The 25,784-nt window shown below is 67.7% G+C and carries 25 protein-coding genes; 12 read left to right on the forward strand and 13 right to left on the reverse strand.

The annotated features are described in order from the left end of the window. Nucleotides 1–2: 2 nt before the first annotated feature. Both ACTIFS_RS04015 and ACTIFS_RS04020 read right to left on the reverse strand, forming a co-directional pair. Nucleotides 3–476 carry a tripartite tricarboxylate transporter TctB family protein gene (locus ACTIFS_RS04015; protein ID WP_439572751.1) on the reverse strand — a complete coding sequence of 158 codons (474 nt, stop codon included), beginning with the start codon at nt 474–476 and terminating at the stop codon, nt 3–5. Beyond that, nucleotides 476–1,456 (reverse strand): Bug family tripartite tricarboxylate transporter substrate binding protein, encoded by a 981-nt coding sequence (locus tag ACTIFS_RS04020; protein ID WP_439572752.1) that lies wholly within the window; start codon nt 1,454–1,456, stop codon nt 476–478. Before ACTIFS_RS04020 ends, ACTIFS_RS04015 begins: the two co-directional genes overlap by 1 nt. Nucleotides 1,457–1,657: 201 nt before the next feature. On the opposite strand from ACTIFS_RS04020, the gene gor reads away from it, so the two are divergent. Together gor and ACTIFS_RS04030 are read left to right on the forward strand one after the other, a co-directional pair. Beyond that, complete coding sequence (gene gor / locus ACTIFS_RS04025; protein ID WP_439572753.1) at nt 1,658–3,031, forward strand: glutathione-disulfide reductase; 1,374 nt, start codon at nt 1,658–1,660, stop codon at nt 3,029–3,031. A gap of 295 nt (nt 3,032–3,326) precedes the next feature. Next, on the forward strand, nt 3,327–4,667 hold the full coding sequence (locus ACTIFS_RS04030) for a methyl-accepting chemotaxis protein (protein ID WP_439572754.1): 1,341 nt from the start codon (nt 3,327–3,329) through the stop codon (nt 4,665–4,667). Nucleotides 4,668–4,671: 4 nt separating this feature from the next. Here ACTIFS_RS04030 and ACTIFS_RS04035 read toward each other — a convergent pair whose 3' ends face one another. Further along, entirely contained in the window at nt 4,672–5,031 is a 360-nt protein-coding gene (locus ACTIFS_RS04035) for an SH3 domain-containing protein (RefSeq protein ID WP_439572755.1), read from the reverse strand. Nucleotides 5,032–5,223: 192 nt separating this feature from the next. On the opposite strand from ACTIFS_RS04035, the gene ACTIFS_RS04040 reads away from it, so the two are divergent. Both ACTIFS_RS04040 and ACTIFS_RS04045 read left to right on the forward strand, forming a co-directional pair. After that, on the forward strand, nt 5,224–7,671 hold the full coding sequence (locus tag ACTIFS_RS04040; protein WP_439572756.1) for an ATP-dependent helicase: 2,448 nt from the start codon (nt 5,224–5,226) through the stop codon (nt 7,669–7,671). Nucleotides 7,672–7,679: 8 nt separating this feature from the next. Further along, nucleotides 7,680–8,417 (forward strand): class I SAM-dependent methyltransferase, encoded by a 738-nt coding sequence (locus ACTIFS_RS04045; RefSeq protein ID WP_439572757.1) that lies wholly within the window; start codon nt 7,680–7,682, stop codon nt 8,415–8,417. 85 nt (nt 8,418–8,502) lie between these two features. Here ACTIFS_RS04045 and ACTIFS_RS04050 read toward each other — a convergent pair whose 3' ends face one another. The 3 genes from ACTIFS_RS04050 to ACTIFS_RS04060 form a co-directional block, all read right to left on the reverse strand. Then, entirely contained in the window at nt 8,503–8,988 is a 486-nt protein-coding gene (locus ACTIFS_RS04050) for a GNAT family N-acetyltransferase (RefSeq protein WP_439572758.1), read from the reverse strand. A 2-nt stretch (nt 8,989–8,990) separates the two neighbouring features. Next, nucleotides 8,991–10,040 (reverse strand): methyl-accepting chemotaxis protein, encoded by a 1,050-nt coding sequence (locus tag ACTIFS_RS04055; protein ID WP_439572759.1) that lies wholly within the window; start codon nt 10,038–10,040, stop codon nt 8,991–8,993. A gap of 276 nt (nt 10,041–10,316) precedes the next feature. After that, a complete protein-coding gene (locus ACTIFS_RS04060) occupies nt 10,317–12,515 on the reverse strand; it encodes a S1 family peptidase (protein WP_439572760.1) in 2,199 nt (732 codons plus the stop codon). A 186-nt stretch (nt 12,516–12,701) separates the two neighbouring features. On the opposite strand from ACTIFS_RS04060, the gene ACTIFS_RS04065 reads away from it, so the two are divergent. Then, the gene (locus tag ACTIFS_RS04065; protein ID WP_439572761.1) at nt 12,702–13,604 is read left to right on the forward strand and encodes a 50S ribosomal protein L11 methyltransferase; all 903 of its coding nucleotides are present in this window, start codon (nt 12,702–12,704) and stop codon (nt 13,602–13,604) included. Nucleotides 13,605–13,609: 5 nt separating this feature from the next. Here ACTIFS_RS04065 and ACTIFS_RS04070 read toward each other — a convergent pair whose 3' ends face one another. Further along, nucleotides 13,610–13,801 (reverse strand): hypothetical protein, encoded by a 192-nt coding sequence (locus ACTIFS_RS04070; RefSeq protein WP_439572762.1) that lies wholly within the window; start codon nt 13,799–13,801, stop codon nt 13,610–13,612. Nucleotides 13,802–13,927: 126 nt separating this feature from the next. Between ACTIFS_RS04070 and ACTIFS_RS04075 the strand changes: the two genes are divergently transcribed. Then, on the forward strand, nt 13,928–16,354 hold the full coding sequence (locus ACTIFS_RS04075; RefSeq protein WP_439572763.1) for a penicillin acylase family protein: 2,427 nt from the start codon (nt 13,928–13,930) through the stop codon (nt 16,352–16,354). A gap of 76 nt (nt 16,355–16,430) precedes the next feature. On the opposite strand, the gene ACTIFS_RS04080 is transcribed toward ACTIFS_RS04075, so the two are convergent. Further along, on the reverse strand, nt 16,431–17,051 hold the full coding sequence (locus tag ACTIFS_RS04080; protein WP_439572764.1) for a L,D-transpeptidase: 621 nt from the start codon (nt 17,049–17,051) through the stop codon (nt 16,431–16,433). 344 nt (nt 17,052–17,395) lie between these two features. Between ACTIFS_RS04080 and ACTIFS_RS04085 the strand changes: the two genes are divergently transcribed. Then, nucleotides 17,396–18,367, forward strand: a complete 972-nt coding sequence (locus tag ACTIFS_RS04085) for an Hsp33 family molecular chaperone (protein ID WP_439572765.1) — start codon at nt 17,396–17,398, stop codon at nt 18,365–18,367. Nucleotides 18,368–18,403: 36 nt separating this feature from the next. Here the strand turns inward: ACTIFS_RS04085 and ACTIFS_RS04090 are convergent, their stop codons facing one another. After that, entirely contained in the window at nt 18,404–18,841 is a 438-nt protein-coding gene (locus tag ACTIFS_RS04090) for a PaaI family thioesterase (RefSeq protein WP_439572766.1), read from the reverse strand. Nucleotides 18,842–18,918: 77 nt separating this feature from the next. Further along, nucleotides 18,919–19,749, reverse strand: a complete 831-nt coding sequence (locus ACTIFS_RS04095) for a glycosyltransferase family 2 protein (protein WP_439572767.1) — start codon at nt 19,747–19,749, stop codon at nt 18,919–18,921. Between the two features lie 154 nt (nt 19,750–19,903). Here ACTIFS_RS04095 and ACTIFS_RS04100 point away from each other — a divergent pair, with 154 nt between their 5' ends. Next, nucleotides 19,904–20,446 carry a hypothetical protein gene (locus ACTIFS_RS04100; RefSeq protein WP_439572768.1) on the forward strand — a complete coding sequence of 181 codons (543 nt, stop codon included), beginning with the start codon at nt 19,904–19,906 and terminating at the stop codon, nt 20,444–20,446. Nucleotides 20,447–20,654: 208 nt separating this feature from the next. Here the strand turns inward: ACTIFS_RS04100 and ACTIFS_RS04105 are convergent, their stop codons facing one another. After that, entirely contained in the window at nt 20,655–20,882 is a 228-nt protein-coding gene (locus ACTIFS_RS04105) for a helix-turn-helix domain-containing protein (RefSeq protein ID WP_439573040.1), read from the reverse strand. 102 nt (nt 20,883–20,984) lie between these two features. Here ACTIFS_RS04105 and ACTIFS_RS04110 point away from each other — a divergent pair, with 102 nt between their 5' ends. The 3 genes from ACTIFS_RS04110 (at nt 20,985) to ACTIFS_RS04120 (ending at nt 22,970) form a co-directional block, all read left to right on the forward strand. Beyond that, nucleotides 20,985–21,950, forward strand: coding sequence for an IS1595 family transposase (locus ACTIFS_RS04110; protein ID WP_439572769.1), 966 nt, complete (start codon nt 20,985–20,987; stop codon nt 21,948–21,950). 166 nt (nt 21,951–22,116) lie between these two features. Further along, the gene (locus tag ACTIFS_RS04115; RefSeq protein WP_439572770.1) at nt 22,117–22,293 is read left to right on the forward strand and encodes a hypothetical protein; all 177 of its coding nucleotides are present in this window, start codon (nt 22,117–22,119) and stop codon (nt 22,291–22,293) included. 89 nt (nt 22,294–22,382) lie between these two features. Then, complete coding sequence (locus ACTIFS_RS04120) at nt 22,383–22,970, forward strand: hypothetical protein (RefSeq protein WP_439572771.1); 588 nt, start codon at nt 22,383–22,385, stop codon at nt 22,968–22,970. On the opposite strand, the gene ACTIFS_RS04125 is transcribed toward ACTIFS_RS04120, so the two are convergent. Both ACTIFS_RS04125 and ACTIFS_RS04130 read right to left on the reverse strand, forming a co-directional pair. Next, nucleotides 22,967–23,422: a hypothetical protein gene (locus tag ACTIFS_RS04125; RefSeq protein ID WP_439572772.1), complete on the reverse strand. Its 456-nt coding sequence runs from the start codon at nt 23,420–23,422 to the stop codon at nt 22,967–22,969. The genes ACTIFS_RS04120 and ACTIFS_RS04125 overlap by 4 nt on opposite strands. Nucleotides 23,423–23,477: 55 nt before the next feature. Then, complete coding sequence (locus tag ACTIFS_RS04130) at nt 23,478–24,788, reverse strand: glycosyltransferase (protein ID WP_439572773.1); 1,311 nt, start codon at nt 24,786–24,788, stop codon at nt 23,478–23,480. Nucleotides 24,789–24,902: 114 nt separating this feature from the next. Here ACTIFS_RS04130 and ACTIFS_RS04135 point away from each other — a divergent pair, with 114 nt between their 5' ends. Beyond that, entirely contained in the window at nt 24,903–25,772 is an 870-nt protein-coding gene (locus ACTIFS_RS04135) for a transporter substrate-binding domain-containing protein (RefSeq protein ID WP_439572774.1), read from the forward strand. Nucleotides 25,773–25,784 lie beyond the last annotated feature (12 nt).

Here is a 25,784-nt window from a genome sequence, read left to right on the forward strand (position 1 = left end):
GCTCACATCCAGCTTTCGGTGAAGCCGGAGGGAAGCGTCAGCCCCAGCAGCTTGACGAAGAACAGGAAGACGAAGAGCGCTGCCACGGCGCCGATGGCCAGGTCGAGCAGGGGCCGCGTCGAGCCGAAGCCACGCGCGGTCGCAGCGAAAAGAATGGCGCCTGCGGGCACGAACCCGGCCGTCTTGATCAGCAGGATCATGGCGGCGAGGCCGCCGCCGATCCAGGCCACATTGCCCCAGTCCGCGGTGTCGCGCGCGGGAAAGGCGCCGCGCAGTCCGGCCGCAACCGTCATGGCGCCGAGCAGGACCAGCAGCAGCCCGACAAGGAAGGGCATCATCTGAGGCCCCAGCGTCTGGCTGCCGAAGCTCGCCCTCAGTTCCCACGACTGCCAGACGACGATCGCCGCCGTCAGGATCAGGCCGCAGCCGATGACGACGACCGGCCGGTCGGGTGCGCCATGCCCGCTGTCATCCATCACGCCCTCACGAGGCCGAGATCGCGCAGCACGCCCGATACGCGCTGGATCTCGGCCTTGAGAAAGGCTTCGAATTCCGCACCCCCGAGATAGGTGTCCTGCCAGCCCTTGGCCGCCAGCTGGTCGGCCCAGGCCTTCGATTTCGCCATCCGCTCGACCACCTGGCCGAGGGCGGTGCGCTGCTCGGCCGTGATGCCGGGGGCTGCGAAAATGCTGCGCCAGTTCTGCAGTTCGAGGGCGACGCCCTGTTCGGCCAGCGTCGGCCCGGCCAGGCCCTGCGTGCCGCGCGGTGCCGTCAGGCCGAGCCAGCGCATGCGGCGCGCCTTGACGTGCTGTTCGAATTCGCTGCCGCCGCCGACGCCCACCGTGACACGGCCGGAGAGGATTGCCGCCAGCGCCTCGCCGCCGCCGGAATGGGCGATGTAATTGACCTTCGAGCCGTCGGCGCCTGCGAGACCCGCAAACATGGCGGCCGTGATGTGGTCCACGCCGCCGGCCGAGCCACCGCCCCAACTCACCCTGGTGACATCAGTCTTCAGCGCATTGACCAGATCCTGAACGGAGCGGATCGGCGAGTTCTGGGCCACAACGAGGGCCTGCCATTCGCCGGTGAGGCGGGCGATCGGCGTCACCTGGTCCAGCGTGACGGGCGCGCGGTTCATCAGGATGGCGCCGACCATGACGAAGCCCGAGACCATCAGCGCCGCAGGATCGCCGCGCGACCCGTTGGCGAACTGGGCAATGCCGATCGTGCCGCCCGCGCCCGCGACATTCGTCACCTGCGCCGAGCGGACGATGCGCTCGCCGGTCAGCACCGCCTGCATGACCCGGGCGGTCTGGTCCCAGCCGCCGCCGGGCGCGGCAGGCGCCATGATCTTCACCTCGGCCGGGGCCTGTGCGAGGGCCGGACGGCCGGCACCACCGAGGGCAAGGATGGCTGAGCCGAGCGCCACGGCGTCCCGGCGGGTGAGGTTGGTCATCGTTTCCTCCCGATCGATGTTTGCCAGACTGTCGCACCCGCGACGGGCACGCCGCCATAGTGGATTTCCCGGAGGGGACGCCGGTATCGGCCGGCAAATTTGTGCCGTCCATGGCCTGTGATAAGTGCGGAGGACCGACCATCTTCCCAACCTGCCGGCCGCGTCAGCCCGCCGACAGAGTCCCGATCCCTCGAGGTGTCCATGCGCTACGACGTCGATCTCTTTGTCATCGGCGGAGGCTCGGGCGGCGTGCGTGCCGCCCGCATCGCCGCGACCCACGGCGCGAAGGTCATGCTGGCCGAGGAATACCGCATGGGCGGCACCTGCGTGATCCGCGGCTGCGTGCCGAAGAAGCTGATGGTCTACGCCTCGCAATATCACGAGCATTTCGAGGATGCCGCGGGCTTCGGCTGGACGGTGGGTCCAGTGCGCTTCGACTGGCCGGCCTTCATCGCCGCCAAGGACAGGGAGATCGCGCGGCTGGAGGCGGCCTATGCCGGCAACCTGGACAGGGCCGGCGTGGAAACGGTGGCCCAGCGGGCCGTCGTGACCGGCCCGAACAGCGTCCAGCTTGCCGACGGGCGCACCGTGACCGCCGGCCGCATTCTCATCGCCACCGGCGCCCGGCCGTCCACTGACGAGACCCTGCCGGGGCGCGATCTCGCCATCTCGTCGAACGAGGTGTTCCATCTGGCCGAGCAGCCGAAGCGCATCGTCATTGCCGGCGGGGGCTATATCGCGGTGGAGTTTGCCGGGGTCTTCGCCGGCCTCGGCTCGGAGGTGACGCTGGTCTATCGCGGCCCGAAGATCCTGCGCGGGTTCGACGAGGACGTGCGCGACCATCTGATGGCGGAATATGCGAAGAAGGGCATCCGCCTCGTCATGAACGAGACCTTCACGGGCATCGAGCAGGGCGCTGGCGGCCTCACGGTGAGGTTCCGCAACGGCCATGCGCCGGTCGAGGCCGATCAGGTGCTGATGGCCATCGGCCGGCGGCCGAACACGGCGGGCCTTGGCCTGGAGACGGCGGGCGTGGCGCTTGGCGTCAATGGCGAGGTGATCGTCGATGCCGCAAGCGGCACCAATGCCCCGACGATCTTCGCGGTCGGCGATGTCACCGACAGGGTCAGCCTGACACCGGTCGCCATCCGCGAGGGTCATGCCTTTGCCGATACGGTCTATGGCGGCAAGGCCTGGCAGGCCGACCACGGCCTGATCCCGACCGCGGTCTTCTCGGAGCCGGAAATCGGCACGGTGGGCCTCAGCGAGCAGGAGGCGGTCGCCGCGGGCGGTGCTGTGGACATCTATCGCGCGGTGTTCCGGCCGATGAAGCACACGCTATCGGGGCGCGACACGCGGATGCTGATGAAACTCGTCGTCGATGGCACGACGGACCGGGTGCTCGGTGTCCATCTCTGCGGACCCGATGCCGGCGAAATGATCCAGCTCGCCGGCATTGCCGTGAAGATGAAGGCGACCAAGGCCGATTTCGACGCGACCATGGCCGTTCATCCGACCGCGGCCGAGGAACTCGTCACCATGCGGACCCCGAGCCTCAGGCATCCGGCGGCCTGACACCCCCGTCATCGGCTTCGCCCTTCAAAGACGTCGCGTCACAACAACTGCTATGAGCGCTATCGTTCATAGCAGTTGTTCCTCGGGGTTTTTGTATTCGATGCGGTCACAGGCGAATTCGAGGCTGTCACAGGCGAATTCGAGGCTTCCCATGGGGAATGTATGCGTCTGATGGCCGGCCGAATAGTTGAAAACAGGGCGCGAAGGCGTTGAAGGACAGTTCTTTTACCGGGCATTAACGACATTGCGCGCCAGATGGAGAACCCCCCGGCAAAACCAGCCAACGGATTCCGCCATGACGGATGCCAACGCCAAGACCCTCGCATCCCGCCTCGTCTTTCACGGTATCGACGAACCCACGCTCCAGGCTCTCAAGCTGGCCTGGAAGGACATAGCCGGGGATCTTCCGCGCATCCTTGAAGGCTTCTACCAGCATGTCGGCGCCATGCCGAACCTGGCCGCGATGATCGGGAGCCAGCAGGGACGCCTCGTCAGCGCCCAGACCAAGCACTGGGAGCGGCTGTTTTCCGGGCGCTTCGATGCGGATTATGAGGCGGGCGTGCGGCGCATCGGCCTGACCCACCACCGCATCGGCCTGGAGCCAGGCTGGTATATCGGCGGCTATTCCTTCGTCATGAAGGAGCTCTACGGCGTCGTCGTGCGCGCCCACCGGTTCCGGCCGAACGCAGCGGTGATCCGGCTCAAGGCCATTACGGCGGCGATCATGGTGGACATGGATCTGGCCATCTCCGTCTATCAGGAGGTCCTTCTGGCCGACCGGCAGCGACGCGGCGAGGCTCTGACCAAGGCCATCGAGGCCTTTTCCACGGGCGTTCAGGAGCGGCTCGGCCGCTCGGAGGATGCCAGCCACCAGCTGCGCGACTGCGCGGTGGCGCTCGATTCGGCCACCACCGCCTCGCTCGCGGAGGTCGAAACGGTCAACGGCGCGGCGCGCCTGACGGTGGAGAATGTTCAGGCCGGCGCCGCCGCCACCGAGGAACTGTCGGCCTCCGTCGGCGAGATCGGCCAGCAGTCGCTGGAATCGGCCAATGTCGCCCGCCGCGCCGCGGAGGAGGCCTCCGTCGTGACCGAGGCCATCGGGGCGCTCGCCAAGCGGGCCGAGGAGATCGGCGAGGTGGTCGAACTGATCAACTCGATCGCCGACCAGACCAATCTGCTGGCGCTGAACGCCACCATCGAGGCGGCCCGTGCCGGCGAGGCCGGCCGCGGCTTTGCCGTGGTGGCCAGCGAGGTGAAGGCGCTGGCCGGCCAGACCGCCAAGGCGACGACCGACATTTCCAGCCGCATCAACCTGATGCAGACGGCCACCGGCGACACGGTGAAGCGTATCGGCGACATTGCCGAGGTGATCGAGAAGCTGAGCGCCATCGCCACCTCCATCGCCACGGCGGTCGAGGAGCAGTCGGCGGCGACCGGCGCCATTGCCCGCACCATGCAGGACTCGGCCCAGAACACCCAGAAGGTCTCCGGCGGCATGGACCAGTTGACGGAGGTGGCCAACCGCGTTCAGGACACCGGCCGCGACGTTGCCCGCGCCCGCCAGAGCCTGGCCGAACAGATCGAGGGCCTGCGCGGCGAGATCGACACCTTCCTGGCCCAGGCACGGGCGGCCTGAAGGGTCAGCCGCAATCGTCCAGAAGTCCCTGATGCACCCAGCCGGTGCGCCCGGTGCCGAACCGGGCGTCGCCGCGCGCATGGAGCTCGCCATCGGCCCAGTGCGTCACCCGCACCCAGCTTCCCTGCCGGGACGGCCGGCCGGGGCTGGCATGATGCATCTCGACCGTGTGCCCGGCCGGCATCCGCCGGATCAGGCGGCCGTCCCGCGCGGGCTGCTGGCGCAGCGCGGCGAAACCGTCCGCCGTCTGCTTGATGCTGCACACCGCAGCCGTGGCTCCCGCCGGGCTCGACAACGCAATGCCGGCGAGGATGGCAAGGCCCAGGCCGAAGCCGAGCGGGCGGGCGAACGGAAAACGGGTCACGGCAGGCTCCTGGAAGGCGGGACCTGTCCGGTTTAGCCTGCAAGTCCTGCGCCCGGATGCCTGCCGCCGGGGTGCGGCGTTTCAATTCCTTCCGCCATGATGCCGTGAACGGAAATCGTGGCCGGGGTGGTTGGCTTCGCCGGCCGGAGGCCCCATTTTCGCAGGAGAACCGAATCGGAACATTCCCCGCTCATGACCGACCCCGCCGCGCCCCGCCAGCCGAGCCTCGCCGAGAGGGCCATGGCCGCGCGCGGCAGCCAGGCCGCCGCCGGCTATCTTGCCGGGCTCAATCCGGAGCAGCGTGCCGCGGTGGAGACCATTGACGGCCCGGTCCTGGTGCTGGCCGGTGCCGGCACCGGCAAGACGCGGGTCCTGACCACGCGCATCGCCCATATCCTGTCGCAGCGCCGCGCCTTTCCCTCCGAGATCCTGGCGGTCACCTTCACCAACAAGGCGGCCCGCGAGATGAAGGAACGTGTCGCCCATCTCGTCGGCGAGGCGGTCGAGGGCATGCCCTGGCTCGGCACCTTTCACGCCACGGGCGTCAAGATCCTGCGCCGCCACGCCGAGCTGGTGGGCCTCAAGCCGGGCTTCAGCATTCTCGACACCGACGACCAGATCCGGCTGCTGAAGCAGCTGATCCAGGCCGAGAACATCGACGAGAAGCGCTGGCCCGCCCGCGTGCTCGCCGGCGCCATCGACGGCTGGAAAAACCGCGCTCTGACCCCGGACAAGGTGCCGGCGGGCGAGGCGGCGGCCTATGCCAGCGGCCTCGGGCTGAAGCTCTATGCCGATTATCAGGCGCGGCTGAAGGTGCTGAACGCAGTGGATTTCGGCGACCTGCTGCTGGAGGCCATCCGCCTGTTCCGCGAGAATCCGGAGGTGTTGGCCGAATATCAGCGCCGGTTCAAGTTCATCCTCGTCGACGAGTATCAGGACACCAACGTCGCCCAGTATCTGTGGCTGCGCCTGCTGGCGCAGCGCCAGGAGGGCCGGCCGCAGAACATCTGCTGCGTCGGCGACGACGACCAGTCGATCTATGGCTGGCGTGGCGCCGAGGTCGACAACATCCTGCGCTTCGACAAGGACTTTCCCGGCGCCACCGTCATCCGCCTCGAACGCAACTACCGGTCGACCGGGCATATTCTGGCGGCCGCTGCCCACCTGATCGCCCATAATGAGGGCCGGCTCGGCAAGACCCTGTTCACCGACGGCGAGGATGGCGACAAGCCGACCCTGACCTCGGTCTGGGATTCGGAGGAGGAGGCCCGCTCCGTCGGCGAGGAGCTCGAGCAGCTCCAGCGGCAGGGCCATCTGCTGAACCAGACGGCGATCCTCGTGCGCGCCTCGTTCCAGATGCGCGAGTTCGAGGACCGGTTCATCACCATCGGCCTGCCCTACCGGGTGATCGGCGGGCCGCGCTTCTACGAGCGGCTGGAGATCCGCGACGCGCTCGCCTATCTGCGCTGCGTCGCCCAAGCCTCCGACGATCTTGCCTTCGAGCGCATCGTCAACACGCCCAAGCGCGGCCTTGGCGACGCGACGCTTCAGCAGCTTCACGATCATGCGCGCGCGCGCGGGGTGCCACTGATGCAGGCGGCCCGCGTCCTCACCGAGACCGAGGAGATGAAGCCGAAGCCGCGGCGGACCCTGAAGGAACTGATCGACAGTTTCGACCGCTGGTCGGCCCAGATCGAGGCCATGCCCCATGCCGAGCTTGCCCAGCTCGTGCTCGACGAGAGCGGCTATACCGAGATGTGGCAGAAGGACCGGACGGCCGAGGGCGCCGGCCGGCTGGAGAACCTCAAGGAACTCGTCCGCTCGATGGAGGAGTTCGAGAACCTTGCCGGCTTCCTTGAACATATCGCGCTGGTCACCGAGGCGCGCGGCGAGGGCGAGGTGGAGGATGCCGTCTCGATCATGACGCTGCATTCGGCCAAGGGGCTGGAGTTCGATACGGTGTTCCTGCCCGGCTGGGAGGAGGGGCTGTTTCCCCACCAGCGCTCGCTCGACGAGAACGGCCGGGCGGGTCTGGAGGAGGAACGGCGGCTCGCCTATGTCGGCATCACACGCGCGCGGCGTCGCGCGAAGATCTACTTTGCCGGCAACCGGCGCATTCACGGCCTGTGGCAGTCGACCATTCCGAGCCGCTTCGTCAACGACCTGCCGGCCGAGCATGTGGAGATCACCGAGGGGCTTGGCACGTCCGGATACGGGGGCATGGCGCGCGGCGGTTTTGCCGGCGGCCATGGCCAGAGCCGCTTCGACCGGGCCGACAGCTTCTCGTCCACCTATGCGACGCCCGGCTGGCAGCGCGCGCAGGCACAGAAGTCGCTGAACGAGGCGCAGGCGCGCTTCACCGGCCGCTCGGGGAGTCAGGCCTTCGGCTCGACCTTCGCCGAGGGCCGCGGCGGCTTTCAGGGCCGGCTCACCGACCGCTCGGGCGGCGGGCGCACCATCGACGGCGAACTCGTCGCGAAATCGACCGGCGAGCCGTCGCGCTACCAGCCCGGCGACCGGGTGTTCCACCTGAAGTTCGGCTATGGCGACGTGGTGTCGGCCGACGGCAACAAGCTGACCGTGCAGTTCGACAAGGCTGGCGAGAAGAAGGTGGTCGACAGTTTCGTTCAGGCGGCGTGAGGCGTTTCGTGGCGCAGAACATCTACGACGATCCGGCTTTCCACGCGGGCTATTCACGCCTCGACCGCTCGGTCCACGGCCTTGCCGGCGCGCCGGAATGGCCGACCGTCCGCGCCCTGATCCCGAACCTTGCCGGCCGGCGCGTGCTCGATCTCGGCTGCGGGTTCGGCTGGTTCTCCCGCTGGGCGCGCGAGGCGGGCGCCGCGGCGGTTCTCGGCCTCGACCTGTCCGACAGGATGCTGGCGCGGGCGCGGTCCGAGACGCCCGACGCCGCAGTGACCTATGAAAAGGCCGATCTTGATAGGGTCGAGCTGCCGCAGGGTGCTTTCGATTTCGCCTACAGTTCGCTCGCCCTGCACTATGTCGCCGACGTGACGAGGCTGTTTTCGCAGGTTTATCGGGCTTTGGCGCCGGGCAGCGCCTTCGTCTTCACCACCGAACATCCGATCTATATGGCCGCCGACCGGCCGGGCTGGCTGCCCGCGCAGGCCGGGGGCCGCAAGACCTGGCCCGTCAATGGCTACGCGCTTGAGGGCGAGCGCCGGACCGACTGGCTCGCTCCCGGCGTCGTCAAGCACCACCGCCGGATCGCCACCACCGTGAACACGCTTGTCGAAAGCGGCTTCGCGATCCGCCGCCTGTGCGAATGGAGCCCAACGCCGGAAGATATCGCGGCCCGCCCCGCGCTGGCGGACGAACTGGAGCGGCCGATGTTGCTGATCATCGCGGCCGACAGGATCGGCTGAGAGACGCTCGGGCGCGTGCCGCTATCGGTTGCCCTAACTTGTTCCCTTCGATCCACTGTCCCGCCGGATCGCCGCGGAATAGCGCCTAACGCTCGCGCTTGAACACGAAGCCATCAGGCATGTCGGCCATTCCCGCGCGACGGTAGAAGCCCACCGCCTCCGGCACCGAGACGAGCATGAGGCTGACCGTTGGCCCGATGATGCGTCGGGTTTCTTCAAGCAATCCGCGGCCGATGCCGAGGCCCTGCGCGGCGTCGGCCACCGCCAGGTCCGAAAGGTAGCAGCACCACGAGAAATCCGTGACGCAGCGCGCAATGCCGACCAGTGGACGCTCCGGTTCGTCGCGTCGCGCGGTGACGATCAGGTTGGCGCCGCGCAGCATGGCATCGAGCCGGTCCGGATCACCTGCCGGGCGGATCGCACCCAGTGAGCAGTCCTGCAGAAGGGTCTGGAACTCGCGGGCGCAAAGGTCCTGCTCGCGAGCGTAGAGGATGCGGGGGCGTGTCGTCATGCTGCCGGATTTATCCGGTTCGCGAGACTGGACCAAGCCGGCACCGGTCGTCGCGACCATGCTCATGCCTTCTGCTGGATCACCCCGTACCAGCCGAGGCCCTGATAGGTCTCGTAGCCGGGCGTCAGGTGGAAGGCGGTGGTCATCCCGTCCGGCGTCGTGACGAAGCCCTGCGACCTGCCGCCGGTCTCGAAGGGCAGCGTGGCGGTCAGCACGCCCTCGCCATCGGAACTGGCAATGATGCGGCGGCGCGAGTCGACCAGCATCACCCGGCTGCGCCGGGCCTCGTCCTCGGACAGCCGGACCCCCTGACAGATGGTGCGGGCCTGCGGCTCCCAGTCGAAATGGATGCCGAGCACGCCGAGCGGCCGGCCGTGCATGGCCGCGTTCTCGCGCACCGCCGTGGCATAGGTGGCAACCTGCGCGCCGCCCAGCGGGCCGCAGACCGCGATATCCGCCACCGTGAAATCGTCGCCGCTTGCCAGCTGCATGGCGCGGGTGAACCACGGCTCCTGCCGCACCGACTGCCCGACGACCGGGAACCGGTCCGGCCGACCGCCGGCAATGACCCGGCCCTCGGTGTCGCACAGCCACAGGTCCAGATAGACCGTATAGGCGCCGAGGATGACGCCGAGCCGGCGGCAGGCATGGGCGGCCCGCTCCGGCGTCGGATCGGCCAGTGCCTCCACCATGGCCGCGTCGGTTGCCCACCAGCGCACGTCGCAGGTCCGCTCGTAGAGATTGCGGTCCATGATCTCGACGGCGTTGAGCGCGAGATCGACCAGCCGCTGGCCGGCCGCCTGGCGGGTCATCGAGAGGGTCATGGTCTCGAGCGCCTCGATCCGTTCGGCAAGCTCCACCGACAGGCGCTCGGCGATCAGGCCGACGGCGCCGGAGATTTCGCGCACCTCCGCCGCCACCACCGAGAAGCCGCGCCCCTGGTCGCCGGCGCGGGCAGCCTCGATCAGGGCGTTGAGCGCCAGCATCCTCAGGCTGCCGGTGATCTTCTGGATCTCGACGATCTTTTCCGAGGTCGTTGAACGGACCGAGCGGGTCAGCGAGACGATGTCGTCAAGGCTGTGGGATGCCGACGCGGAAACCGAATGGGACATGGAGTCTGACCTTTCGAAACGGAAGGTCACGTCAACACGGTTGCCGGCTCGTTAACGGTCTGTCGAAACCCGGCGGATGCACAGAATTTGAGCGCCGAGGTAGCGGAGTCTTGCCGGTTGGCGCGTGGCGGCAGGCAGGCACTGCCTGCCGATTGATCACCTCGCGCATTCTCCGCCCGGCAGCGCAGGCCGCAGAAAAGGGGATGGCGGTTGGTCCGCCATCCCCTTCGCCTGATTCGCACGGCCGTCCGGTCGATGTCGCTTGCTCAAGGCAATTTACTCGAGGCAGTCGAGCGGCAGCACCGAGGCGTCGGCATTCTGCAGGATGTCGGCGGCCTGCATGGCCTCGCCATTGGCCCGGTCCTGCATGGTCACGCCATTGGCGGCCAGGAAGGTCCGGATCAGGTCCAGCTTGATGCCGAAATTGATGTTCTGCGCCGTGCGCTCCCCGGAGATCTTGTCGATCTGCGAGACCACGACGCCCACCACCAGGCCCGAGGCATCGAGCACCGGCCCGCCGGAATTGCCCGGCTGGGTCGGCGCCGTGTACTGGAAGCGGGTCTGGTCGCCGAGCGCACCGCGCAGGCCCGAGACAATGCCCTCGGTGACGTTGACGCCGCCGAGCTGGGACCTGGCCGGATAGCCGACCAGCACCACGCGCTCGCCGGCCCGCACGCCCTGGCTGTTGCGGAAGGCCAGCGGCAGGCTGGTGGCGCCTTCCTCGACCAGCACCGCAAGGTCCGCACCCTCGTCGGCGCCGATCAGGCGCAGCGGCACGCGCTGTCCGCCGGGCCGCGAGATCGCCACCGTGGCGCAGCCGTCGACGACATGGTGGTTGGTCAGCACATGGCCGGTCGCCGAGATGTAGAAGCCGGTGCCGGTCGAGGCCACCGTTCCCGGCCTGCCCTGGCGGCCAATGGCCAACTCGGGATTGGCGCACAGGTCCTGGTCGCGGCGCTCCATCGACTGGCCGCCTTCATAGACCACGCGCAGGTCCCAGTTGCAGCCGCCCTCCTCGGGCAGGCGCAGTTCGAGCCGGAAACGGGCGGCCATCGTCTCGCGGCCGAGCCGGTCGTCGCCCCAGTGCGTGTCGCGGGTCGGCGTCAGGAAGACCTCGCGGACCACCGTCCGGCCGGAATTGGTCAGGACCACCCGCCGGCCGTTGTCCGGCCCGCCGCCGTCGATGCGGAAGGCGTTGGGGCCGCCGAAGGCCAGTTCCCGCCGCTCGCAGATATTGTGCCGCATGCGCCGCTCCTCGCGGCCGCCCTGATAGACGATGCGGAAGTCGAAATTGCACTGGTCGTCCCGCTCCACGCGGGCCACGTAGCGCGCCCCGACTGCGATCCGGCTTCCATTCAGCATGTCGTCGCCCCAGGTCGACAGCCTGGAGGACGAGATGAACAGCGACTCGATCGGGTTGGCGCCCTCGTTGACCACCGCCATCTCGACGATCACCGGCCGTCCCGCCCGCACATCGGGCCGCTGCTTGCGATCGCCCCGGCCAGTGGCAAGGGCCGGGCCGGAGACGACATGCTCACGGTTCTCGCAGAGATCGACGCCGTTCGTGACGTTCTCCTGGTTGTTGTCGAAAACAGCCCGGATGTCGTACTGGCACGACCGGCCGCGCGGCATCCTCACGGTGAAGGCATCGCGGGCGGCAATCGTCTCGTTGCCGAGCCGGTCACGGCCCCAGCCCCCCGAGCCCGTGGGGCGGACATAGAGATACTGGACCACGACCGAGGAGCGGTTGACGACCGAAAACTCAATCTGCTCGCCCTGCTGGGCCTGGGGCGCGCCAGGCTGGCCGGCCGGGGTTTCGGCGTCGAAGACCACCTCGCGGCCCTGGCAGAGATTCTGCGGCGGGATGTTGCGATCGCCCCCTTCGGCGAAAGTGGCGACCACGCCGTAATTGCAGCCTGCCGAGCGGGCGAAGCGGCCGGTATAGCTGTGCCCGGCCTCGATCACGGTAGCGCCGAGGATATCCTCGCCCTCCTGGCCGTTCGCATCGGTCAGGCGCAGCACCTGAAGCGTCTGGCTGGTCCGGTTGCGCACCACGAACAGGGCGATCGGGCCGGAGCGGGCAAGGCCGGCGGTGCTGGTCGGCGCGCGGCCGGTCAGCATGATCTCGGCGCGCTGGCACAGATTGGCCCCCAGCCGCGTCTCCTCCACGCCGTTCTCGTAGAGCGCGCGGACGTCGAAGCGGCACTGCTGTGCGCCCTGCAACCGGAACGAGAAGCGTGCGCCGGGCCGAACGGTTTCGCTGCCGAGGCGGTCATCGCCCCAGTTCGCCTCATCGACGGGCGTCACGTAGAGATACTGGAGCGTCGATGCGGCGCGATTGACGACTGCGACCTCGGCGGGGGGAGCAGCGCGCTGTCGCTGGCGTTGCTGGGCGTCGGCGGCGGTGGTGAAGAGCAGCGAGGCCGCGACTAGCGCCGCGAGGGCGCTGGCGGCACGGAATGGCAGGGTGGACATGGAGGAGGCGACTCCGGTTCTCGTCCGACGCAGGTCGGTGAACCCTGTCTAGAGCGCACCGATTTCTGCAGGGTTTCGCTGCCTCGTGGCTTTTGCGGGGCGGCAGGGGCGGCTTGAAACGCGGCAGAAACCTTTGTCCGCCGACATGCCGGTTGACAGGCGCCGCGGCTGCGTCGAAGAGGCGGCATGCTCGAAGGCCTGCACCCCGTTGCGCCCACTCACCTGATGCGTCTGGAGACGTCGGAGCGCGCCGCGCGCCGTGTCGCGGATATCGTCTCGGAAAGCTTCGATCCGGCAGAGACGGCGGTTGCCGCCTTCGAGGCGCCCGACGGCCGGATCTGGCTCGTCGAAGTGTTCTTCCGCGAGGCCCCGGACGAGACGGCCGTGCGCGAACTCGTCCGTGTCGCGGCCGGCGAGGCCGTAGCCGCCTGCATCAGCTTCCACGAGATTGCACCGACGGACTGGGTGAAGAGCTCGCTGGATGGCCTCAAGCCCGTGCGCGCGGGCCGCTTCTGCATCCACGGCTCGCATGACCGCGACCGTGTGCCGCCGAGCGCCATCGGCATCGAGATCGAGGCGGCGCTCGCCTTCGGCACGGGCCATCACGGCACGACGCTGGGCTGCCTCAGGGCCATCGACCGGATGGCTGGCGCCGGGCGCCCCCGCGCGGTCCTCGACGTCGGCACCGGCACCGGCGTGCTGGCCATTGCCGCCGCGCTGCGCCACCGCCTTCCCGTTCTGGCCTCCGACATCGATGCCGTCTCGGTCGAGGCAGCCCGCGCCAACGCCGCCCTGAACAGGGCGCAAACCTTCGTCAGGGTAATCCACGCGGCCGGGCTGAGGGACGCCCGGTTCCGCCGTGGCGGCCCCTACGACCTGGTGCTTGCCAATATCCTGCCGCGCCCGCTGGTCGGGCTCGCCACCGACCTGGTGGCGCTTGTCGCCACCGGCGGCACGGTGATCCTGTCGGGCATCATCCCGCCCCACGCCAACCTTGTGGTCTCGGCCTATCGGACGCGCGGGCTGAGGCTGGTGCGCCACGAGACCATCGAGGGCTGGGTGACGCTGACCATGGCGCGTGGCCGGTGAGCAGGTCAGGCCTTGCCGTCCCGGCCCCGGCCGCCGGGGGTCCCGCCGTCGGGGGACTTGCTGCCACGGTCGGCCTGCGGTCCCGGTGACGGCGAGGGGGCAGGCTGGCTGCTCTTGTTCTGAAGATCGGCGAGCCTGCGTCGCAGCCGCTCCAGCGCGGCTTCGTCGTCGGTATCGGGTGTATCGGGACCGGACATCCAGGCCTCCTTGCAGGAGCCGTCCTGCGGGCGCCAGCCGGCGCATCCCCCAGGAAGCAGCATCGCGGCAGCTTGCCCGGTAAGGGACGAGGTGATCAACTCCCGTCCCCGCCGAAGGTCCTGCCCATGCGCCTCGTCTTCCGTCTCGCCAGATGGCTCCTCATCCTCATCGTGGTGGCCGTCATCGGGGTTGCCGCAACCGGCTTCTGGTACATTCGCGCGGTCGAGCCGCAGGTCGCCGGCACCGTGCGGCTGCCGGGCTTCGCACAGCCCGTGGAGGTGGTCCGGGACCGGGAGGGTGTCGCCCACATCTTCGCGCAGAGCGAGGAGGACGGCGCCGCGGCGCTCGGCTATGCCCATGCCCAGGACCGGTTGTGGCAGCTGGACATGAACCGGCGCATCGCCAATGGCCGGCTTGCCGAGCTGGTCGGGCCCCCGGGACTGGAAACGGACCGGTTCCTGCGCACGATCGGCATCCGCCGCACGTCCGAGGCGATCTGGGCGCGGCTCGATGCCCGGACGAAGTCCTGGCTGACGGCCTATGCCCGCGGCGTGAATGCCTATCTGGACAACCGTCCCGGCCCGCTGCCGCCCGAATTCTACATCCTCGGCGCGCCCGCCCCCGAGCGCTGGACCGAGGTCGATTCCATCGGCTGGTCGCTGATGATGGCCCTCGACCTCGGCGGCAATCTCAATGCGGAGATCATGCGCCTGAGGCTGGCCCAGGCCGGGCTCTCGATGCAGCGGATCGGCGAGATCCTGCCGCCCTATCCGGGCGAGCGCTGGCCGGACCTGCCCGACTATACGGCGCTCTACCGGTCGCTGGGTGCGCCGACGCAGCGGGCGGCCGCCCTCATCCAGCCGCTCGGTCTCGGGCTGGAGGGCGTCGGCTCCAACAACTGGGTGGTCTCGGGAGCCCGCTCGGAAACGGGCAAGCCGCTGCTCGCCAACGATCCCCATCTCGGGCTTTCCGCCCCGGCCCTCTGGTACTTCGCCCGCACCACGACGCCCTCCGGCACCGTGATCGGCGCGACCCTGCCGGGCCTGCCCGGCGTCGTTCTCGGCCGCAACGACCGGATCGCCTGGGGCTTTACCAATACCGGGCCGGACGTGCAGGACCTCTATATCGAGCGCGTCGATCCGGCCGATCCGATGCGCTACCAGGCCCCCGACGGCTGGCGTCGCTTCGAGACGGTGGAGGAGGTGATCAAGGTCAAGGGGCAGCCGGACGTTCAGCTCACGGTCCGCATCAGCCGCAATGGCCCGGTGATCTCGGACGGGGCCTCGCGGGGAGCGACGTCGGCGGTGCCGACCGGTCATGCGCTCGCGCTGAAATGGACCGCTCTCAGCCCGGACAACCTGACCATCCAGGCCTTCGGGCCGATGAACCGCGCCCGGAACTGGACCGAGTTCCTCTCGGCCGTCCGCGACTATGCCGCCCCGCAACAGAATATGGTCTATGCCGACGTTGACGGGAATATCGGCTTCGTCGCGCCGGGTCGCGTGCCGGTTCGCAAGCCGGAGAACGACCTGCGCGGCCTGTTCCCCGCACCGGGCTGGGATGCCCGCTATGACTGGGCCGGCTTCATTCCCTTCGAGGACCTGCCGCAGGAGTTCAATCCGGCCCGCGGCTATCGCATCACCGCCAACGAACGCATCACGCCCGACGGCTATGCCCATTTCATCACCAGCGAATGGGCGACGCCCCACCGGGCCGACCGCATAGCGGAACTGCTCGGGCAGCGGGACAAGCACAGCATCGAGAGTTTCCGGCTGCTGCAGGCGGACCACCGGTCCAATGCCGTGCGCGAGATCCTGCCGCTGTTGCTGGCCGCCCCGCCAGCCGGCGAGCGCGAGCGGCAGGTGATCGACGGGCTGCGGCGCTTCGACGGCACCATGGCAACCGACCGTGCCGAGCCCCTGATCGTCACCGCCTGGGTGCGCGAACTGACTCGGCTGGTCTATGCCGACGAACTCGGCCCGGACCTGTTCCGTGACTATTGGGACCAGCGGCAGGTCTTCATGATGGGCGTTCTGTCGAACCGCGACGGACAGGGCGCCTGGTGCGAGACGCGCGGGGCGGCTCAGCCGACCACCTGTGCGGCGCTTGTCACCCGCGCGCTGTCGCTGGCGCTCGACGACCTCGAGAAGCGCTATGGCGCCGACCGGACGTCCTGGCGCTGGGGCGTCGCCCATGATGCGCGCTCCGAGCATCGGCCCTTCGCGCGCGTGCCCGCGCTCGCGCGAGTGTTCGACGTGCGCGTCCCCGTCCCCGGCGACACCTACACCGTGAACGTCAACCGCCACACGATCCGCAACGAGGCCGAGCCCTTCGTGTCACGGCACGCGGCCTCGCTGCGCGGCATCTACGACATGGCCGATCCCGAGCGCTCGCTGTTCATGCACTCGACCGGCCAGTCGGGCCTGCCGACTTCCGGGCTCTACCGCAACATGGCGGCGCGCTGGGGAGAGGTCCGGTTCATCCCCATGCGCACCCGCCGTGCCGATATCGAGCGGGAGGCACTGGGTACGCTCCGGATCGAGCCGCGATAGGCCGCACCACGACGAGCAAAGGGCCGGCGTTGCCGCCGGCCCCTCCAGGCTCTGGCCAGGTCGCGACGATCGCGCGTCAGCGCAGGACCACGACCCGCGTGCCGACCCGCACGCGACCGTAAAGATCCATGACATCGTCATTGGTCATGCGGAAGCAGCCCGACGACACGGCGGTGCCGATCGTATGCGGCTCGTTGGAGCCGTGGATGCGATAGAGCGAGGAGCCGAGATAGAGCGCGCGGGCGCCGAGCGGATTGTCCGGGCCGCCGGCCATGAAGCGCGGCAGGTCGGGGCGGCGGCGCAGCATCTGGGCCGGCGGGCGCCAGTCCGGCCACTCCGCCTTGCGCGTGATGGACTTGGTCCCGGCCCACGAGAATCCGGGCCGGCCGACGCCGACCCCGTAACGGATGGCGGTGCCGCCGGCCTGGACCAGATAAAGCCGGCGCTCCGACGAGTTGATCACGATGGTGCCGGGCGCATAGCCACCGGCGAAGGCCACGGTCTGGCGCGGAACCGGCGAGACGCCGCCCGATGTCCGCCCGCCGTCGGTCCGCGGCAGCATGCGCATCGGCTGGTTGGTGTTGGGGTCGATGATGATCTGGTCACCCCGGCCGAAATTCACGAACTGCGCCTCGGCCGCGCCGGCGGACATGAGCACGGCCACGGCTGTGGCAAGAGCGGATAGGAGACGCCGCATGGATACACCTGGGCTGACAATGAGAGCGAAAGCCGCGGGACGCGGCGGGCGACGGAGAGGACACTACCCCGGCGCGGCTAGCTAAACCGTGAAAGCCGCGCGCGGCGCAATCGCAGTGGTGGGTCAAAAAAGGGCATAAAGTCACATTCGGGGGGCGACTGTGACCTTACGGCAACGCATTCGCCGCGAACCCCATCGGTCAGCGCTGCAGGACGATCGGGAACCAGCGCGAATGTCACGCAGTCGTGATCCACGGGTGCCCGGCAGGCGCCTGTTCCGCAGGTGCCATGCAGATGTGGTGGAGCTCTCGCAAAAGCGCTCGGGAAAGGCCATATAGCGCCGTCATGACCCACATCCCTGACCTTACCCACGGCGCCGACGACATTGTCGTGCCCTTCCAGGTGGACGAACTGGACCTGCGCGGCCGGCTCGTCCGCCTCGGCCGCTCGGCGACCTCGATCATCGACCGCCACGGCTACCCGCCGGAGGTGGCGCGCGTCGTCGCGGAGGCGACCGCCCTGACACTGCTGCTCGGCTCGGGCCTGAAATTCGATGGCAGGTTGATCCTTCAGACCCAGACCGACGGGCCCATCCGCATGGTGGTGGTCGATGTTTCGACACCCGACAGGGTGCGCGCCCTGGCCCGCTACGATGCCGACCGCGTCAACGCAGCCGTTGCCGCCGGGGAGAGCGATCCGGCACGGCTGATCGGGGCCGGGCAACTGGTCATGACCATCGACCAGGGCGCCGACATGCAGCGCTACCAGGGCATCGTGCCGCTGGAAGGCGAGGGCCTCGAGCGCGCGGCGGACCGCTATTTCCTGCAGTCCGAGCAGATCGACACGCGCGTGCGGCTGGCGGTGGCCGAGGAGGTGCTGCCGGGCGAGGATGGCCCGCGCACGGCCTGGCGCGCCGGCGGCGTGCTGGTGCAGCATTTCCCGCCGTCAGGCGGCCACACGCGCGACCTTGATCCCGGCGATGCGCCGGATGGCACGGAACGGCCGGAACCGGCCGAGGCCTGGGCCGAGGCGCGCGCGCTCACGGACACGATCGGCGACGACGAACTGGTGGACCGCACGGTCTCGCCCGAGCGGCTGCTCTTCCGGCTGTTCCACGAGCGCGGCGTGCGCGTCTTCGAGGCGCAGGGCGTGACCGATCACTGCACCTGCTCGCGCGAGCGGATCGAGAACCTCGTGCAGAGCTTCTCCCGCGAGGAGCGCCGCGACATGGTCGAGGACGGCCACATCACGGTGACGTGCGAATATTGCTCGTCGAGCTGGCGTTTCGCCCCCTCGGAGTTCGATCCGGTCGAGTGAGAGCCGGCTGCCGGTCCGCGCCTGGGCTCGCCGCGCTCAGCCCTTGGGCGGAAAGCGGCGGTAGGAGCAGCTGCCGTCGGCGATCAGGCGGCCCTCGCCGTCGGTGATCTCGACATGGGCGAAGGCGACGGTCCGCCCGCCGCCGGTCCGCCTTGCGCGCACGAACAGGTCGCCCTCGGCCACGGAGGCAAGGTAATTGATGGTCAGCGACAGGGTCACGCCGCGCGGCTCGGCGGGACCCGTTCCGCCCGGAGGCGGGCCGACGCAGGCATGGCCGGCCGCCGCATCGATCAGGGTCGCGATGAAGCCGCCATGGGCGACCTTGCCGCGATTGAGAAAGTCGCGGCGCATCCGGCATCGGATCAGGGCCTCGCCGTCGCGCCATTCCGCCACAGTCCAGCCGATCAGGGTCTGGAACTCGCTCTTCATCTCCGGGTGATCCCGGTAGAGCTGCATCTCGCCGGTGTCCGCCACGCCCCTGCCTTTCCGCTTGAACCGGCGTTGTGCGGTGCGCTGCCGCGGCTGGCAAGACCGCCGAAGGACGGTCTGGTTCACGCGCCGGGCGCCGGACGATCCAGGCGCCGGGTGATCCAGGCATCGACGAGGGCGAGTGTCGCCGGATCGGCGCCGGCCTCCTCCAGCCCCTGTCGCTGGATGGCCATGACGGCCGCAAGGTCCCGCCCGTCATGGATACCCGCGGCAGCGACACGCTCGGCGGCTGCAAGGCTGGCCTGTGCGAGGATCGCCGGGTCGCTGTCCCCCATCAGTGGGTCAGTTGCCTCGCCAACTGGCCGGCAGAGCCCATGCTCGGTCTTTTCCCAGTGGAACGGCCGGCGGGCCAGTTCGAACAGCGCACGCAGGGCCGCGACCCCCATCGCGGCCCAGACCAGCGGCAGCAGGGCAAGCCAGGGAGCAAGGGCCAGCCGGCCCGCGCGCTTCAGGCCGAGCAGCTTGACGGCAATCGAACTGCCGAGACCGAGGGCCGCGACCAGCCCGGCCAGGCCCGCCCAGTCCGGCAGGCCGTAGAGCAGCGTCGAGACGGCGAGTGCCGAAAGGCAGACGAGATGGACCAGGGCCGACCCGACGGTGCCGGCAATGGTTGCCAGGAGGGCGAGCCCGCCGCGCCATCCCAACTCGGCCGAGACTGCGCGGGGCGCGCGCGCAAGCACCGCCACCGTCTGCAGCCAGCCCTTGAACCAGCGGCTGCGCTGGCCGAGCCAGGCGGCAAGCCGGGCCGGCGCTTCCTCGGCCGTCGGCAGGGAAATGGTGCCGGTGCGCCAGCCGTTGCGGGCGAGGCGGAAGCCGAGATCGGCATCCTCGGTCACGTTCCAGGGATCCCAGCCCAGCGACTGGTCCAGGCATGTCCGGCGGAAATGCGGCATTAGGTAGCAAACTCACCCGCAACGTTTTCCGCCATGCCGAACGCTGCGTTCTTAATAACGAATTACGTTAACAGAACGTTAACACGCGTTTTGGCCGCTTGCGGGCTAACGTCAAAAACGCTACAACGGCCACATCAACACGGGGCAGCGAGTCGTGACCGATTCTCTAGATGCCATCGCCAATACCACGTCAACGTCGCTCCGCGAAGCGATCAAGCGCGCGTACGAGCTTGGCCGCGCCGAGGGTCTTGAGGCCGGCAAGAACGAAATGCGCCAACAGCTGGCGGCGTTGATCGGGTTTCCCCATCAGGGGCCGACGTTGCTTGGGGGCAGCGTGTCACACTACGAACCGACGACACCCGTCGATGTCGTTGAAAAGCCCATCGGGCAGCGCTTGCCGCAGGGCAGCGTTAGGCCAGCCGTGATCGAAGCGCTGAAGGGCATGACCGGTGCGCGCCCCGCCGACATCGCTGAGCGCACCGGCCTGAAGGAGAACAGCGTGCGGGGCACGCTCAACATCCTTCGCGCCGACGGCATCACCGACAAGCGGAATAATCTTTGGTTTCTCGTTGAGCAGCTGAAGGACAAACCTGGGGGGCACCCCCCGAAAGAGAATGAGGCTCCCGCCGAGAAATCGGGGGGAGCCTCAGAACCCGGCGATCAGGGCGCTACCAACGCCCCTGGTGCCTTTTCCTAACCCGCGTCCGCACGGCGCCAGAGCAGAAGGAGAACAGCGTGATCTGGCCGATCACCCGTAGGAGACAGGTTTCCCGCCATTAGGCGGGTGACCTGCCTACCCCCTCCACAAGGGTAAGGAGTGGTGGCGTAGCTAGGGTCCATACCTAGCTGCGTCATCATGCATTTCCTTATCTGATTTTTCAGATTCCGTCTAGCGCGCAGGGCAATTACAGGACCCTGTCGTGAGTGATCCCGTATGTCTCGCCCTCGTCAACGAAACGCGTTCCGCCCGCCTCAAGCGCAGCTCTCATTGCCGCTAGATTGTTCGCAATCGGAACGCGACGCCCCTTCTCAAAATCGCGAACGGTTGAAAGCGAAACGCGCGCTGCTGCCGCAAGTGCCTCTTGCGACCAGTCCAGCCACGCCCTCGCTGCACGACATTGTTCCGGTGTCATGCCAGAGCCATACCGGCAAAGAACGCGAAGGTCAACGATTTCTGTTGACGCCAGCGATTTCAACGCTTATCAACAATGTCAACGAAAAACGTTGGCTTTGGCATGGCTCAGCACTTCCTCCTCTCGACTGCGGCCCGTTCGCTCTCTCTGGCGAAGGTTGCCCGCATGTCGGACGACGATGCGCATGACGCCTTCCGTCTGATCCGCTGGTCGGCCACGGACGGCGAGCCGGTCTGCCCGCGCTGTGGCTGCGTCGAGAGCTTCATGTACAAGACCCGCCGCCTGTACAAGTGCAAGGGTTGCTCGCATCAGTTCTCGGTCACGTCGGGCACGATCTTCGCGTCCCGCAAGCGTCCCATCCGCGACTACCTCCTTGCCATTGCGATCTTCGTGAACGGCGCCAAGGGCCATAGCGCCCTGCAGCTCTCGCGCGATCTGGACTGTCAGTACAAGACGGCGTTCGTGCTCTCGCACAAGCTGCGCGAGGCCCTGGCCGCTGAGATGTCCGACATGACTGTATCCGGAACGGTCGAGGTGGACGGCGCCTATTTCGGCGGCCATATCCGCCCGGCCAATGAGGCTGCCAATCGCATTGATCGCCGTCTTGCCAAGTACCAGACCGGCAAACGCCGCGTCGTCGTGGTCATGCGCGAGCGCAACGGCCGTACCCTGCCGTTCGTGTTCAAGTCGGAAGCGCAGTCGGTACAGACCGTCGCGCAGCGTGTCGCTGCCGGTTCAATCATCCACGCTGATGAAGCGTCCCATTGGGATGCGCTTCACGCCCTGTACCTGACCAAGCGCATCAACCATCAGGAAGCCTATTCAGACGGGCAGGCCTGCACCAATGGCGCCGAGAGCTTCTTCTCCCGCCTTCGCCGTGCCGAAATCGGCACGCATCACCACATCAGCGGCCCGCATCTCGCCGCGTACTCTGCCGAAATGGCGTGGCGCGAGGATCATCGGCGCGTCAGCAATGGCGAGCAGTACCTGATTGTAGTTGCTAGCGCGCTTACGCACCCCATATCTCGACAGTGGAAGGGCTACTGGCAGCGCTCCGTACGTCACTGACTATGTCGTGTCCGTAGTGTGCCGGATGGCTTGAACCTAACAATGCGGAACTTTGCACCAAAAGCCGCGTTGCGCGTTACAGGAAAATTGACAACTATCATCCATGCCTGTATGCGCCGCGCGCTAGCCGGCGTGTACCCGAGCTCTTTTAGCCATGGAGGGCAATATGCAAGAGTCAGACAACGTAGCTCGCGACAGCCAATCTGCGCTGCCGCGCGATACGTCGCGATTCAAGCACTTGCATCCGAATGGCCGCGCTGTCATTCGCACGGATGCGCAGAAGGCGCTTGAATTCATTTCGACCGCAGAGCTGTTGAGCACTAACGCTCAAACCGCCGGTTGAAACCTAACAAGAAGTTAATGCATTAAGGGCGATGGAGGTATCCTCCGTCGCCCTTTTGATTCGTGGGCGCACAAAGAAGGCGTCAGCGTATGATCGCGTTTGATGAAGACAGCCTAGATGCCTGGTTGGGCGACTATGAGGAATTCAACCACGCCTTTCGAGGGTTCTGCTTCGCCAACTTTAAGGTATTCGGCGTTAAGGCAGATTTTGTCCCCAACGTGACACGACGGATCCATGAACGTTGGGTTGCGGATCACGATAGGTGGATTCAGGACGAAACGTCAGCAGCAACGACTAAACTCTCCCACGTCAAAATCGCCGCGCTGTTGCTTTTTGCTCTGACCTCTGAGCCGTTCATTGGCAATATGTATGACCACGAATATCAGGAAGAGGAAAAGTATAAATTTCGTGGAACGGAAGCGCAATTTGAAGCTGCGCGCCAGGATTTGATTGATGGACGGGAAGTTCTTCTGGCTTTTGATTTTGCAATTATCGTCATCAATTGGTTTGAGCAGAACCGCGTAGATAGGGCGATTCCGTTTCGTCAGCCTCTAACGGCTGATATGCGGCATGATATTTTGAGTTATTTGCTCAATGGGTCGCCGGACCCAAAGGCGTTGTATCTAATTCTAAAAGCTATGTACCTGAGACCAGCAGAAGGCGGCGCGCACAATTAAACGCGAAGCGCTATTGCCCAAGTCGTGCGACTTGTCGCGTCGATGATCTTCCGTACGCGCCCTGCCTGCGACTGGATGCGTAGTACCTTCGATACCCGCCGCGTGACCTCCGTCAGAAGGCGCCGGTCCCGCGCGTCCTGCTCGTTCACGGCGATGACCTCCCGTGCGATGTCCCGTGACGCCATGGGCTCTGGTGCGTCTCTCAGCGCGTCCAGCACGGCCCGCGTAAGCTCGCCCTGGCCGAAGATGCGCTCGTGCTTCTGGCGGGGCATGTCGGTGTCCAGATTGCCGGCATAGCCCAATGTGTGAAGCACGCGGTCTAGGGCGGACAGGTCGTTTCTGATCTCCGCCAGCCGATCACGGATGCGTTCGGCCTCGTGGTACAGATCAACCCTCTTGGCCAGAAGGCCGCTGATGGTGTGCTCGTAGGTCTCGGTGCGGGCTGGGTTCATGCCCCGATGATATGCCAACGCTTTGCGTTGAGGTTGTTTTTTCTAGGTGAGTTTGCTACCTAATGCCGCGGAAATGATTGGAGGTTCCGCCCAGCGGCATCGGCCAGCCGAGCCGGGCAAGCCCCGGCAGCAGGACACGGAACAGCGCGTCATATTCGGCGGTGAACAGGCGGGTCAGCAGGCTGTCGCGGCTGTTGACGATGGCCAGCGGCGCCTGAAGGCAGCCGAGCCTGTCGTCGGCGACGGCGAAGGTTTCGGCGGCCTCGCGCAACTGGCCGGGATGGGGCCGGTCCTCGGCGTCGTACACCACCACCAGATCGCCGCGTGCCAGCGGCAGGCCGAGAGCCAGCGCCCGCGGCTTGGTCGCAGGTCCGCCGGGCGGCAGGGTGATGACGCGGATCGCCGGGTCCGGATTTGCCGCCGCGATGGCGTTTCGCGTTGCGTCATCGTCCGCCTCGGTCAGGATGAGGATATCCAGCTTGGCCCGCGGATAGGCGATCCGGTGGAGCGCCCCGACCAGCTGGGCCGCGACGGCCTCCTCGCGATAGAGCGCGCAGAGAATGGCATAGCGCGGCAGATCCCGGTCGGTCAGCCGGTGGCGGGGCAGCGGTCGGGCCGGCAGTGCCGCCGCCACCAGACGGATCGCACTCCAGCCGATCACGGCCAGGCCGACGAGGCCCCCGCCGACCAGTGCCAGAGGCGCGGGGGCTGCCACCAGAACCAGCGCCAGCAGGCCAAGCAGGGTTGTTGCGACAAGCGCGGTCCGGGTCATCAGGTCGCGGTCCGCCGCCGACCGGTCGGGCTCCTCGCCCCTCAGTCCGTCGAGAGCGCCGGCCAGCCAGCGCGGTCCGGTCCAGCGGCGGATCATGGCCGCGAAGGCCTCTGCCGGCATCACCACCAGAGGCAGGCCATGGCCGGCGAGGCGGTGGCCGGCCGCCGCCAGCCGCTCGGCATCGGCGGGCCGCGCCGCCACGCAATAGGCAAGGCCCCCGACCGGCCGCACGATGCCGATATGGCCGCGCTCGAGGATGCTCCGCCAGTCTGCCGCATCGCCTGCCAGGACGGGCTCACCAGGACCATCGGGCAGAAAGGTCGCCGAGAGCCGCTTCGCCAGCGCCGTTCCCAGTGCGGCATGCGATGTCAGGCCGAGAGCGAGCGCTGCCTCGACCGGCGTCACCCCCCAGCGCTCGGCGGCCAGTTCGGCCCGCAGGACCGCGCGGCGGTCGAGCAGATCATCGATAAGGCGGCGCCGGGACGGCGTCGGGTTGGCCACCCGGGCGCGCCGCTCCACCGGCGGCAGCCGGCTTGCCGGCCTGAGCGCACCGGCAGGCTGCCGGATGCCGCCCGGTTCCCCTTCACCCTGCATGGCTTCAACGCCCCCGGCCGCGAAACCCGCGCCCGCACTCCCGGACAACCCCGGAACAGGCTATAAGCGGCGAGCCGGCGCCATCAGTCGGACGAACCCTTACCTCTGCGTGCCGTGAAGATCATTCTCTCACTTCTGGTTGCGGCCTGTCTCGCCGGCGCGGCCGTAGCTCAGCAACCGCCGTCCGCGCCGCAACCATCGGCGGCAGCGACCGCACCGACAGTCGTCATTCCCGGCTACTGGGACCCGCGCCGCCGCTCCGAGCGCGTCGATCTCACCCGCGTGCCGCAGATCCGGTTCCTGACCGAGGAAGACTACCCGCCCTTCAACTATGCCGGACCCGACGGCACACCGGTCGGCTTCAACATCGATCTCGCCCGCGCCATATGCGAGGAACTGGGCGTTCCCTGCACCGTCCAGGTGCGCCGCTTCGACACGCTGACCGACAGCCTCGACCGCAATGCCGGCGATGCCATCATAGCCTCTCTGGCGATCACACCCGACATCCGTCGCCGCTACGAGGTCTCCGACCGCTATCTCGATCAGCCGGCGCGCTTCGTCATGCGCCGCGAGACGCGCCTCGCCGACGCAACTCCCGAGGCGCTGGCCGGACGGTCGATCGCGGTGGTCGCCGGCACGGCCCACGAAGCCTATCTGCGCGCCTTCTATCGCCAGTCGGCGATCCGCACCCATGCCACGCTCGCCGAGGCGCAGAAGGCGCTGTCAGACCGCGATGTCGATGCCCTGTTCGCTGACGGCATCACGCTGGCCTTCTGGCTGAACGGCACCACCTCCGCCGATTGCTGCCGGTTCCTCGGGGCGGCCTTCAACGAGAGCCGCTTCTTCGGTGACGGGCTTGCCGTGGTCATGCGCCGCGGCAACGAGCCTCTGCGGACCGCCATCAATCACGCCCTTCGGCGAATCTGGGAGAAGGGCATCTATGCCGACCTCTATCTGAAGGCGTTTCCGGTCGGCATCTACTGAGGTTGCGCCGCC

It is taken from the genome of Phreatobacter sp., assembly GCF_051860605.1.
GTDB lineage: Bacteria > Pseudomonadota > Alphaproteobacteria > Rhizobiales > Phreatobacteraceae > Phreatobacter.

Excerpts from the sequence above, each read along its gene's own strand:
- ACTIFS_RS04015 (WP_439572751.1), bottom strand. The coding sequence starts at position 476 with ATGGATGACAGCGGGCATGGCGCACCCGACCGGCCGGTCGTCGTCATC.
- ACTIFS_RS04020 (WP_439572752.1), bottom strand. The coding sequence starts at position 1,456 with ATGACCAACCTCACCCGCCGGGACGCCGTGGCGCTCGGCTCAGCCATC.
- gor (WP_439572753.1), top strand. The coding sequence starts at position 1,658 with ATGCGCTACGACGTCGATCTCTTTGTCATCGGCGGAGGCTCGGGCGGC.
- ACTIFS_RS04030 (WP_439572754.1), top strand. The coding sequence starts at position 3,327 with ATGACGGATGCCAACGCCAAGACCCTCGCATCCCGCCTCGTCTTTCAC.
- ACTIFS_RS04040 (WP_439572756.1), top strand. The coding sequence starts at position 5,224 with ATGACCGACCCCGCCGCGCCCCGCCAGCCGAGCCTCGCCGAGAGGGCC.
- ACTIFS_RS04050 (WP_439572758.1), bottom strand. The coding sequence starts at position 8,988 with ATGGTCGCGACGACCGGTGCCGGCTTGGTCCAGTCTCGCGAACCGGAT.
- ACTIFS_RS04055 (WP_439572759.1), bottom strand. The coding sequence starts at position 10,040 with ATGTCCCATTCGGTTTCCGCGTCGGCATCCCACAGCCTTGACGACATC.
- ACTIFS_RS04060 (WP_439572760.1), bottom strand. The coding sequence starts at position 12,515 with ATGTCCACCCTGCCATTCCGTGCCGCCAGCGCCCTCGCGGCGCTAGTC.
- ACTIFS_RS04065 (WP_439572761.1), top strand. The coding sequence starts at position 12,702 with ATGCTCGAAGGCCTGCACCCCGTTGCGCCCACTCACCTGATGCGTCTG.
- ACTIFS_RS04070 (WP_439572762.1), bottom strand. The coding sequence starts at position 13,801 with ATGTCCGGTCCCGATACACCCGATACCGACGACGAAGCCGCGCTGGAG.
- ACTIFS_RS04075 (WP_439572763.1), top strand. The coding sequence starts at position 13,928 with ATGCGCCTCGTCTTCCGTCTCGCCAGATGGCTCCTCATCCTCATCGTG.
- ACTIFS_RS04080 (WP_439572764.1), bottom strand. The coding sequence starts at position 17,051 with ATGCGGCGTCTCCTATCCGCTCTTGCCACAGCCGTGGCCGTGCTCATG.
- ACTIFS_RS04085 (WP_439572765.1), top strand. The coding sequence starts at position 17,396 with ATGACCCACATCCCTGACCTTACCCACGGCGCCGACGACATTGTCGTG.
- ACTIFS_RS04095 (WP_439572767.1), bottom strand. The coding sequence starts at position 19,749 with ATGCCGCATTTCCGCCGGACATGCCTGGACCAGTCGCTGGGCTGGGAT.
- ACTIFS_RS04105 (WP_439573040.1), bottom strand. The coding sequence starts at position 20,882 with ATGACACCGGAACAATGTCGTGCAGCGAGGGCGTGGCTGGACTGGTCG.
- ACTIFS_RS04110 (WP_439572769.1), top strand. The coding sequence starts at position 20,985 with ATGGCTCAGCACTTCCTCCTCTCGACTGCGGCCCGTTCGCTCTCTCTG.
- ACTIFS_RS04115 (WP_439572770.1), top strand. The coding sequence starts at position 22,117 with ATGCAAGAGTCAGACAACGTAGCTCGCGACAGCCAATCTGCGCTGCCG.
- ACTIFS_RS04120 (WP_439572771.1), top strand. The coding sequence starts at position 22,383 with ATGATCGCGTTTGATGAAGACAGCCTAGATGCCTGGTTGGGCGACTAT.
- ACTIFS_RS04125 (WP_439572772.1), bottom strand. The coding sequence starts at position 23,422 with ATGAACCCAGCCCGCACCGAGACCTACGAGCACACCATCAGCGGCCTT.
- ACTIFS_RS04130 (WP_439572773.1), bottom strand. The coding sequence starts at position 24,788 with ATGCAGGGTGAAGGGGAACCGGGCGGCATCCGGCAGCCTGCCGGTGCG.